This window comes from Streptomyces sp. NPDC007875 (genome assembly GCF_042868035.1).
In the GTDB taxonomy this organism is placed as follows: domain Bacteria; phylum Actinomycetota; class Actinomycetes; order Streptomycetales; family Streptomycetaceae; genus Streptomyces; species Streptomyces antimycoticus.
The window spans coordinates 533,719-542,854 of the sequence record NZ_JBIADZ010000002.1; the positions used below are offsets into that span (position 1 = coordinate 533,719).

At 69.6% G+C, this 9,136-nt stretch carries 13 protein-coding genes and 1 pseudogene; 4 read left to right on the plus strand and 10 right to left on the minus strand.

All coding sequences use genetic code 11. From position 1 onward, the window contains the following. Positions 1-8: 8 nt before the first annotated feature. On the minus strand, positions 9-218 hold the full coding sequence (locus ACFYOY_RS06145; protein WP_388585112.1) for a hypothetical protein: 210 nt from the start codon (positions 216-218) through the stop codon (positions 9-11). 821 nt (positions 219-1,039) lie between these two features. Here ACFYOY_RS06145 and ACFYOY_RS06150 point away from each other — a divergent pair. Then, positions 1,040-2,155 (plus strand): acyl-CoA desaturase, encoded by a 1,116-nt coding sequence (locus ACFYOY_RS06150; protein ID WP_351883371.1) that lies wholly within the window; start codon positions 1,040-1,042, stop codon positions 2,153-2,155. Between the two features lie 227 nt (positions 2,156-2,382). On the opposite strand, the gene ACFYOY_RS06155 is transcribed toward ACFYOY_RS06150, so the two are convergent. The 8 genes from ACFYOY_RS06155 to ACFYOY_RS06190 all read right to left on the minus strand — a co-directional run bounded on the left by ACFYOY_RS06155 (position 2,383) and on the right by ACFYOY_RS06190 (position 6,443). Further along, on the minus strand, positions 2,383-2,643 hold the full coding sequence (locus ACFYOY_RS06155; RefSeq protein WP_351883882.1) for a hypothetical protein: 261 nt from the start codon (positions 2,641-2,643) through the stop codon (positions 2,383-2,385). An 86-nt stretch (positions 2,644-2,729) separates the two neighbouring features. After that, entirely contained in the window at positions 2,730-3,230 is a 501-nt protein-coding gene (locus tag ACFYOY_RS06160) for a DUF5994 family protein (protein ID WP_388585114.1), read from the minus strand. A 255-nt stretch (positions 3,231-3,485) separates the two neighbouring features. Beyond that, positions 3,486-3,641 carry a DUF6131 family protein gene (locus ACFYOY_RS06165; protein WP_351883367.1) on the minus strand — a complete coding sequence of 52 codons (156 nt, stop codon included), beginning with the start codon at positions 3,639-3,641 and terminating at the stop codon, positions 3,486-3,488. Positions 3,642-3,748: 107 nt separating this feature from the next. Further along, positions 3,749-4,348 (minus strand): alkaline shock response membrane anchor protein AmaP, encoded by a 600-nt coding sequence (locus tag ACFYOY_RS06170; protein ID WP_351883365.1) that lies wholly within the window; start codon positions 4,346-4,348, stop codon positions 3,749-3,751. Between the two features lie 40 nt (positions 4,349-4,388). Next, positions 4,389-4,895: a DUF6286 domain-containing protein gene (locus ACFYOY_RS06175; protein ID WP_351883363.1), complete on the minus strand. Its 507-nt coding sequence runs from the start codon at positions 4,893-4,895 to the stop codon at positions 4,389-4,391. A gap of 223 nt (positions 4,896-5,118) precedes the next feature. Next, positions 5,119-5,421: an Asp23/Gls24 family envelope stress response protein gene (locus ACFYOY_RS06180; protein ID WP_351883361.1), complete on the minus strand. Its 303-nt coding sequence runs from the start codon at positions 5,419-5,421 to the stop codon at positions 5,119-5,121. A gap of 194 nt (positions 5,422-5,615) precedes the next feature. Next, entirely contained in the window at positions 5,616-5,876 is a 261-nt protein-coding gene (locus ACFYOY_RS06185) for a hypothetical protein (RefSeq protein WP_351883359.1), read from the minus strand. 81 nt (positions 5,877-5,957) lie between these two features. Beyond that, on the minus strand, positions 5,958-6,443 hold the full coding sequence (locus ACFYOY_RS06190; RefSeq protein WP_351883358.1) for an Asp23/Gls24 family envelope stress response protein: 486 nt from the start codon (positions 6,441-6,443) through the stop codon (positions 5,958-5,960). Between the two features lie 290 nt (positions 6,444-6,733). Here ACFYOY_RS06190 and ACFYOY_RS06195 point away from each other — a divergent pair, with 290 nt between their 5' ends. From ACFYOY_RS06195 to ACFYOY_RS06205, 3 genes are read left to right on the plus strand one after another with little or no spacing between them, the layout of a single operon-like run. After that, positions 6,734-7,300: a sigma-70 family RNA polymerase sigma factor gene (locus ACFYOY_RS06195; protein ID WP_351883356.1), complete on the plus strand. Its 567-nt coding sequence runs from the start codon at positions 6,734-6,736 to the stop codon at positions 7,298-7,300. Continuing rightward, positions 7,291-7,986, plus strand: coding sequence for a hypothetical protein (locus tag ACFYOY_RS06200; protein WP_388585122.1), 696 nt, complete (start codon positions 7,291-7,293; stop codon positions 7,984-7,986). Before ACFYOY_RS06195 ends, ACFYOY_RS06200 begins: the two co-directional genes overlap by 10 nt. Beyond that, on the plus strand, positions 7,983-8,408 hold the full coding sequence (locus ACFYOY_RS06205; protein ID WP_388585125.1) for a hypothetical protein: 426 nt from the start codon (positions 7,983-7,985) through the stop codon (positions 8,406-8,408). Before ACFYOY_RS06200 ends, ACFYOY_RS06205 begins: the two co-directional genes overlap by 4 nt. A gap of 118 nt (positions 8,409-8,526) precedes the next feature. On the opposite strand, the pseudogene ACFYOY_RS06210 reads toward ACFYOY_RS06205, so the two are convergent. Beyond that, a pseudogene (locus ACFYOY_RS06210) lies at positions 8,527-9,084 on the minus strand (SDR family NAD(P)-dependent oxidoreductase); the annotation flags it as partial. Positions 9,085-9,136 lie beyond the last annotated feature (52 nt).

Genomic DNA, 9,136 nt, shown 5'->3' on the forward strand with positions numbered 1-9,136 from the left:
GTACGGCATCAGTGCTCAGCCTCATACCTGTGCATGCGCTCGACCAGTGGAAGAGGCGTCTCGTCGGAACCGTTGACGGACCCGCCGGCCATACGCGCGCAGACACCCTCGCAAGCGAGCAGTTGTTTGCCGCTGTGGTGCGCGACCACCATCGCGTCCGTGTCCGGTGCACGCCGGTAGTCGGTGCGGCAGACGACGCAGGCCAGTCCGGCCACCATCTCCTCGGTTGGTTCGGAGTGACTGCGACGGCGGCTTGAGATGGCGTCAGATGAATACATGTGAACCATTTCCTCTTGCTCATGGCGCGACAGTGGGCCCAAGGGACCCGTGGCAAGGGCCGGGTGTGTTGCGGTTGGTTCCGTAGTGCTCAGGGAGCGTTACTGATCTGGTCTGGCCGTTGCGGGCCCGGCGGTCGGTCGGCGCTCGGGCCCGACGATTCGCCGCACGCGATGTGGCGACCGGTGGTCGGGGCTCTCATCCCGGCGGGGGCTGCCCGGCCGACCGTTCCCGAGGCCGACGCCGCGGCGATGACGCCACCCGAGATGCGCGTGGGTAGCGCCACCCTACTCTCGTCCGGACGCTGGAGCGCGTCTGCGGCCGCCGGGCCGCACGGGAGCATGCCTCCTCGGCGCGCGGGGAGTACGGTGAAGAGGAAGAAGGGCGATCCGAAATGGGTTGCCCTGCCACAGCCAGCCGTTCTTTGCGATTCACGATCCTTCGCGATTCACGACACGGTCCGGACCCACGGGCTCGGAGAGGGCGTATACACAGCTCACATCGTCCGCGTCAGGGTTACGGACGACGTGGTCCGAGCACCGGCCGAGCGAACCGGTCGATCCGCACGATGGTTGTCCCTCCGTGGTGACCTGCGAGGGCTGCCGCTCCGATGGCACCGCACCGCACGAAGAGCCCGCATCCGCGTGCCGCTGACAGCTGAGTGCTGACAGCTGAGTGCTGATGGCTGAGGGCTGACGGCTGACACCGATCAGGATCGAGATCCATGGCCTCCTCAGACTTCATTCAACCCCCCGTTGTCGGCGTGGGGTCGGCTGAAACCTCCTCGACTTCCTCAAGCCCTGCGGCTCCGCGGGGCGACCCGTCCGGAAACATCCCGGACGGGTCTACGACGATCCGTGATCGATCCCCGGGCAGTGACTACGCGCTGCTCTCCCGCCAGGTCAGAAGCGCGGGACTGCTGCGTCACCGGCCACTGCGTTCCGTCTCGGCGCTGGCTGTCACGCTGCTCCTGCTGACCGGTGGCTGGGCGGCCTTCCTCCTGATCGGCGACTCCTGGTGGCAGTTGACCGTCGCCGCGGTGCTGGCCTTCGCCTTCACCCAGTGCGGGTTCCGCGGCCATGAAGCGGGCCACCGCCAGCTGTTCCACGGCAAGCGGGCAAACGACGCGACAGGGCTGGTGTTCGGCAATCTCTTCATCGGCCTCGGATTCGGATGGTGGGTGGCCAAGCACAACCGTCACCACGCCCATCCCAACCAGGTCGGCCGCGACCCCGACATCGAGACCGGCGCCGTGGTCTTCATCGATCACGAGGCTCGGGGGCGTACGGGTGTGGCCGGTTTCGTCACCCGCCACCAGGCCCCCCTTTTCTTCCCCATGCTGCTGCTGGAGGGCTGGGCACTGCATGTGGCCACATTCCGGGCGCTGCGCAGGGGCCGGACGAGTGCTCCCGCTCCTCTCTCGGTCGAGGCACTGGCTCTGCTCGTGCATGTGGCGGCGTATCTCACCGTTGTGCTCATGGTCCTTTCGCCGCTGAAGGCGCTGGCGTTCGTTGTGGTCCAGCAGGCCCTTTTCGGCCTGTACATGGGAGTTTCCTTCGCCCCCAACCACAAGGGGATGGCGATGCCGGGGGAGCGTGACCGGCCGGACTTCCTGCGCGGCCAAGTCCTCACCTCGCGCAACGTACGCGGCGGGCGGATCATCGACTTCGTGCTCGGCGGCCTGAACTACCAGATCGAACACCACCTGTTCCCCAGCATGCCCCGAACCGCTCTGCCGGCGGCCCAGCCCCTGATCCGCGCCTACTGTGCCGAGCTCGCCCTGCCCTACGCGCAGACGGGCTTGGTGGACTCGTACCGGCAGGTGCTGCGTCATCTCCACGCGGTGGGGGCCCCACTGCGGGCCGAACGTCGGGCATGACCCCGGCATGGCCTTGATCCACAGGAGACAACGGCCCCGGCGCAGAAACACCGGGGCCGCCCTTTCGGGTCGGTTGCACGTGAGAGTGCACCGGCCCACTTCCATGCTATGTCTGGTGCGCTTTTCCGGCATCAGAGACTTTTCGTTCTTCCGCCGGGTGCCGGGTGCCGGGTGCCGGGTGCCGGGTGCCGGGTGCCGGGCGCAGGCCGACGGTGCCCTGAACCCCTTCAGACGTGGTCCGTCTGCCTGGGGTCTTGCCCGGAGGACCGACTTGCCACCAGCCAGGACCGTGCCGGCTCTGCCGTGTGCGTGGTGTCCACGGTGAGATGGAGGAGGGTTCCGCCGTCCGCGCCGGACGGGTAGCTCCGCTGTTCGGTGCCGGCGAAGCAACGACGGAGCACCTCCGCGACCTGACGGGCGACCTCGGGGGACGCGGCGACAATACGCACCTCGGCGCGCCCTGCCGAGGGTGATTCCGGTGGCTGCATGGCGACCTCGTTCATCAGGAAGACGTGGTGGTGGGCGCGGGCCCTCGCTTCGTGCCCACCAGCCCAGGTCGGGGGCAGGTCATGGGTCATTCGCGGCCCCGTCGCGGTGTTCGGGGCGAGGAGGGGGCGAGGGTGTGGGTGACGGTCTCGCTCGCCATCAGACTGCTCGCGGTGAGGAGGCTGCCGACGGTGGCTGCGGCGGACATCAGTCGGGTAGCGGCTGCCGCACTCGTCTCCGGCGGGATCACCAGAAGGTCCCAGCGGCCCGTCGTGTAGGAGAGCAGAATCATTTTGGGCGGGTCCTGCTCATCGGTGAACCAGCCCACGTTCACTGTGTGCCCGGTCGCAGGCACCTTGCGCGGGATCACGGGCCAGTGGGCCGGGTTCACGGAGATGCGCGTGATCCGGCCCCAGCGTGCGTCCAGCACGTCCGTCAGGGTGGGCAGCTCGCGGAGGAGATCGCGGGAGCGAGGCCACCACGCACCGTCCAGGGCGCCTGGCACAGGGCTGGTCGGCGTCAGTGACAGGCGGGCCGGTGGGGAGGGCACGCGCTCATCAGGGGTCGTACGGTCGATGGCCACGGTCATGGCGCGGACCTGTCTCCGGGCGCGTCTTGCGACGTCCCGGCGTTGTTGCTCGCCGGGAACGACACCCGCGTGGAAGCCGGTGTGCGAAGTACTCCCGGTGTTTTCACTGTACTGCCCGTCGTGCGCGTCGGCCCGGACTCCGACGCCTGGGAAGAACTGCCCGACACGACTGATCATCGACGACCGGATCGTGCGTCTTGATGCCTCATCCGCCTGCGCCTGTCTCAGGTGGGGTCGAACAGCGTTGCCACCCTGCTACCAGTAGTGCCGACGCCCACCGACTGCGTGCCCGACGGCGCCAAGGACCCAGAGGATCGCTCCGATGACAAGGACGATGATTCCAATGGTCCACAGGATGGAAATGCCGGTCAGAAAGCCGACGACGAGGAGAATGATCCCGAGGACGATCATGGGGGCCCTCCGATCTTTCGAGAATGCCCTATTGCCACTATCGTCCCGAATCAGGCACTACGCCAACTCGTCCCTCACTGCTGCGAGGGGCGGAGCCGGATCTGACGTCATTCGGCGCGGTGCGGGGCGTGGCGGGCGACGCCCAGGCGGACATCCGTGGGGAGGCGGTCCCAACCAGCTGATTGGCGGGCTCGATCGGCGGCGTCGCTCAGGTCCTCGAGTACGTGCTCCGGAGTGCTGCCGGGGCTGAGGGTGAGGCCGATACTGGCCCGCGGGCGAGTGGGAGGCCCGAGGAAGCGTGCCCGGGCCCGCCGGACGCCGGGCAGCATGTCGAGGTCGGTGGTGAGGGCGTCGCGCAGCGCGTGGTCGTTGACCGTCACGGTGTCCCGGGGGGTGTGTCCGACGGACAGCCGGCGGGAGTGCCGTCGCCGGGGCTGGGACAGCAGCCACCACAGGGCGAGCAGCATGAGCAGGGTCAGTGCTGCGATGGCGGCCGGCCACCACCAGCCCCGGTCAGTCCACTGGATCTGGTCGGCGCGGGGGATCAGGACGTTGTGCGGAGCGGTGAGCGGCCAGTCGGCGGGCGGTGTGAGGTGCAGGCGACGGTAGCTGTCGGCGCCGCCGGCGAGCACCAGGAGGCCGCCGCCCAGCAGGACGAGTCCGAGCAGGGCCAGAAGCACGCGGTTGGTCGTGGTGTGTTCCCTCATCGTCTCCTCCGGTGCGTATCGGGGCCCGGCGCTACGACCGTCAGGTCGGGCTCCGGTGTACGCGGACCGCCAGGCGCGGGGTCCGGGCCAGGGCGAGGTGCTCGCGTTCCTCGCGCCGGACGGCGTCGGCGAGTTCGTCCTTGACGTCGGCTGTGTCGCGGAAGCGCACGTCGGCACGGACTGTGACCCGGCGGCGGCGCACCCGGACTCGCGCCGCGCTGACCCCGGGGACACGCAGGGCGGCGTCGCGCAGGATCAGCGCCGCGCCTTTGCGGTCGAGCACGGCACGCATCCGCCCGTGGCCGTCGGCGGGAACCCGCAACGGCAATCGGGGACGCAGGCCGGGGGTGAGGGCCAGGACGATCAGCCACAGGCCGAGGGCGGCCGCGATCGCGGCGCCGGTGAGGATCCAGGCGTCGTCCACCGGGCGGGTGGCGAGTTCCTCGGTCAACCGTGTCCACCAGGCAGTGGCCTGGTGTCCGGTGCGTATCCAGACCGCTTCGAAGAGCAGCGCGCCCGCTCCGAGCAGGATCAGTGCGGAGGCCATGCCGGCGGCGGCCCGACGCGCTCCCCATGGACGGCGGGAGCGTTCTTCCAACGCCGTTTGCTGCCGCGGCGGTTCAACGGGCGGCGCATCGTGGTGCGGCGTATTCCCGGCCGGAGCCGCCGTGGTGTCCGGCCGCGGTCGAGGGGGATCGCCGGCGGGGTCCGGCGGGGTGTTCGGGGTGCGGGAAGTCATGATCCTCCTGTCGCGGGCGCGTGCCGCCGGGTCATTCGACTCGTCCTCGTCGCAGGCTTCGACCGGTGACGAGTCGCTGGACGGACACGGTGATGCCGTCGATACGCAGGCCGGTCAGATGGGACACCCGTTCCGCGATGTAGTGCCGAATCTCGCCGCCGGCGCGGGCGATGTCGACGGGATAGGGCAGCTCCAAGGAGACACCGAGGCGGGCCGAGCCGTCGTGCACGGTGGCCTTGGTGCGGGGTGTCCCCAGTCCGAGCCGTGCGGGGGGCTTGCCTCCTTGCCGGGTAAGGGCTTCGTGTGCCGCCCGGACCGCGATGCGGGCCACCACGGTGTCGGGGATCAGTGTCGCGCCGCGCAGGGCGGGCGACGGGAGTGGGGATGTGCCCGTGTCTTCGCGGGTTGTGTCCGTGTCTTCGCGGGTTGTGTCCGTGCCTTCGCGGGTTGTGCCCGTGCCTTCGCGGGTTGTGTCCGTGCCCTCGCTTCCCGGACCGCCTCGGAGGGGACGCGACGGGGGCTGGGCGCTCACCGCACACGCCCCCTGTGCTCGGTGCCGGGGGTGGGTCCGTGGTCGCTCCGACGACGCTGGAAGGTCTCCGCCCGGTGTCCATCGCCTTCGCGGGTGCGTACGTAGTCGGTGACATGCACATCGCCGCGTGCCAGGTGGCCGACGATCAGGCCCACCAAGCCCAGGGCCGCGACCACGATGAAAGCCCCGAAGCCGCCGAAGTAACCGGCGAAACCCAGTGTCAGGCCGGTCAGGAGTCCCACCACAGTTGTGTTCATCGTTCATTCACCAGTCTCACGTGGTCGCCTCCTTCCCGTGCGCGATGTAGCCGCACGACAGGGGCGGAGGCCGGGGGGAGATCACTCCACCCGGTGTTCGTCGCCTTCGCCTTCCTCCTCGTCCTCTGGCAGGTTGATGTCGTCGACGGCCACGTTCACCTCGACGACCTCCAGACCGGTCATGCGTTCCACGGCCGCGATGACATTGGTGCGGACATCCGCGGCGACGTCGACGATGGGGAATCCGTAGTCCACGACCACGTCCAGGTCCACAGCCGTCTGGCGCTCGCCCACCTCGACGTGTACACCGCGGGTGATGCTGGGCTGTCCGCCGGGCATCCGCTCACGGACGCCCCCGATGGTCCGCGCCATGCCGGAGCCGAGGTTGTGGATGCCCGGAACCTCGCGGGTCGCCATTCCGGCGATCTTCTCCGCGACGGTGTCCGCGATCGTGGTCCGCCCGCGGCTGTCCGGTGCGTCGATGCTGTGCTTCGCACTGTGCTGTGCCGTTGTCTCATCGGCAGACCAGTGCCTTTCAGTGCCCGGGCGGGGCGTCGTGTCCGTCATGACGTTCTCCTTGCGGGGGAGACGGACACCGGGGCAGCGCCCGTCATAAGAATGGACACAAAAAGTCAGAAATCATCACACTTTTTTGTGGTGTGCGTCACGTAGGCTGGTCAAGGGGCCTGGTTGGACTGCCGTCATCAGACGGACAGGGGTGGGAGCCGCCATGACGCAGTCCAGGACGCGAATCGTGTGGGAAGCGAACAGTGGATGCGAAGCAGGGAGGACTCTCACCACTCCGGTGCGAGGCTCTGTATCAGCCCACCGGGTCGGATCTGCCCCCGGCCGAGCGGATGGGCGAGACCGGAGACGACCTCCGTGATCTGGACAACGGACTGCTGGTGGCCCGGGCCGCCGAAGGTGACGACGACGCGTTCGCCGTACTGGTCCAGCGTCACAGCGGGCCGCTGCTGGCGTTGGCGTACCACATGCTGGGCAATCTCTCGGATGCCGAGGAGGCGGTGCAGGATGCCCTCATCAGCGCATGGCGGCGGCTTCCGGAGTTCCGCGGGGACGCCTCGTTCCGCACCTGGATGTACCGCATCGTGACCAACCGATGCCTCAATGTCCGGCGCGGGCAGGCCCGTTCCGTTTCCTTGGACGCCGTTTCCGAGCCGGCGGCCCACGATGCCGGTGGCGAACCCGCCCGGGCGGCCGAAAGCGCGGCCGCCGCGGCGGCGTTGGCTCAAGCGCTCCGGGACCTGCGGCCCGCCCAGCGTGCCTGCTGGATCCTGAGGGAGCTGCACGGGCTGTCGTACGAGGAGATCGCGCAGGTGGTGGGCGAGAGCGAGCAGACCGTACGCGGCAGGCTGTTCCGGGCCCGGCGCACCCTGATGAAGGAGATGGCCTCATGGCGCTAGACGACCCGCGTGCCACGCCCCTGTGCGACGCTCCGACCGCCCAGGACGCCGACGCGGCACGGCTCGTCGGGGACGAACGGCTGCCCTGCGGACGCCTGGTGAGCCACGCCTGGGAGCAGGCCCGCGCCGTCGGCGATCAGCCCGACCCTCACACGGAGGGCTGCGCGTTCTGTCGGCAGGCGGTCGAGGGGCTGACGGCCCTGGACAGCACCACCCGCACCCTGCGTGCGGAACGCCCCAGCGCCCACACTGTCGCGGACCGGGTTATGCACGCGGTGCGCGCCGAGGTATGGCTCGGTCGCATACTGCCCCTGGACGATCCCGCACGAGAACTGCGGATCGCGGAGGCGGCGGCGGCGAAGGTCCTGCGCCGGGCCGCCGACCGGGTCCCCGGAGTGCGCGCCGCGAGCTGCCGCCTGACCCCTGACGAGGGGAGCACCAGGGTGACCATCGCCATGACCCTCGCCGTCACGCTCGACCAACCCCTGCCCGGCAGGGCCACCGAGGTGCGCCGGGCCGTCGCCCATGCCGCTGGGCACGAGCTCGGCCTCGCCGTCAGCACCATCGACCTGAGAATCGTGTCCGTACTGGAACCCCTCGAACCCCTCGAACCCCTGGAGCCCTTGAAGTCCTTGAAGCTCACAGCCTCCGAGGAACCCACGCTACGAGACGGGAGCGGACGGTGACCGTCGTCCCTACGGCCGGTGTCGAGCGGACTGCCGCCCGAGCGGCGCTGGCCGTCCCGGGGGTGGCCGAACTGCAGCCCAGCCTCCGCCAGTCTCTGGCCGAAGCCGCTACCCGGGTCCGTCGAACTCTCGGCTCCGCCGCGCCGCTCCCCGAGACCGGCATCCACGCCGAACGCGCTCCCCGAACGGGCGCCTGGCACGTCGAAGTCCGCTGTGTGCTCAACGAAGACCGCCGCGCCCTGGACACCGCACGCGACGTCCACGAAAGCGTCCGATCGGCGGTCGATGCACGTGTGACCCGCCACGGGACACCCGGACCCGTCACCGTCGTCGTTACCGTCACCGGCACCACCGGCACCACCGGCACCACCGGCACCACCGGACACCGCCCGTCACACCATCCCGGGACCACCGCCCCGTGATGCCGACAACCCGCCCACAGCCCGAAACAGGCCCGCCCCTTCCTCAGCGGTAGCCAATCGCGTGCGGCTGACCGACCCCGGGCGGCGGTGGTGCGGCGGTAGTAGGGACGCGGTGCGCTCACGCTCCGATGGCCGCGGTCGGCTGCGGGAACGTGACGCCGGTCAGTTCCTCGGAGACCGTCCACAGGTGCTGGGCCGTCGCCGGGTCGCAGGCCGCCGGGGAGCGGCCGACCAGGGTCGGGGTGCCGCGCACCTCGCCGAAGCCGTCCGGGCCGACGTAGCTCGCGCCGGGGAGGTCCTGGACGGCGGCGTACAGGGTCGGCAGTGCGCCGGCCTTGTTGTCCCTGGGCCACGACCCCGATGCGGCGAGGGGGCGCTGGAGTTCCTGTGTGAACAGCAGGTTGGCCAGCTTGGACTGGCTGTATGCCTTCCTCGGTTTGTACTCGCCGGTGAGGTCGAGGCTGTCGAAGTGGATGTGCGGGGTGCCCGGCTTCTTGTGTGCCTCGGACGACAGGGTCACCACACGGTCGGTGATGTGCGGCAGCAGCAGGTTGGTCAGGGCGAAGTGGCCCAGGTGATTGGTCCCGAACTGCGTCTCGAAGCCGTCCTCGGTGCTGGACTTTGGGGTGTTCATGACGCCGGCGTTGTTGACGAGCAGGTCCAGATCGCCCCGCCAGCGGCGGTCGGAGTCTTCTGACTCGGCTCGGATGGACGGGCGGCACGCCCGG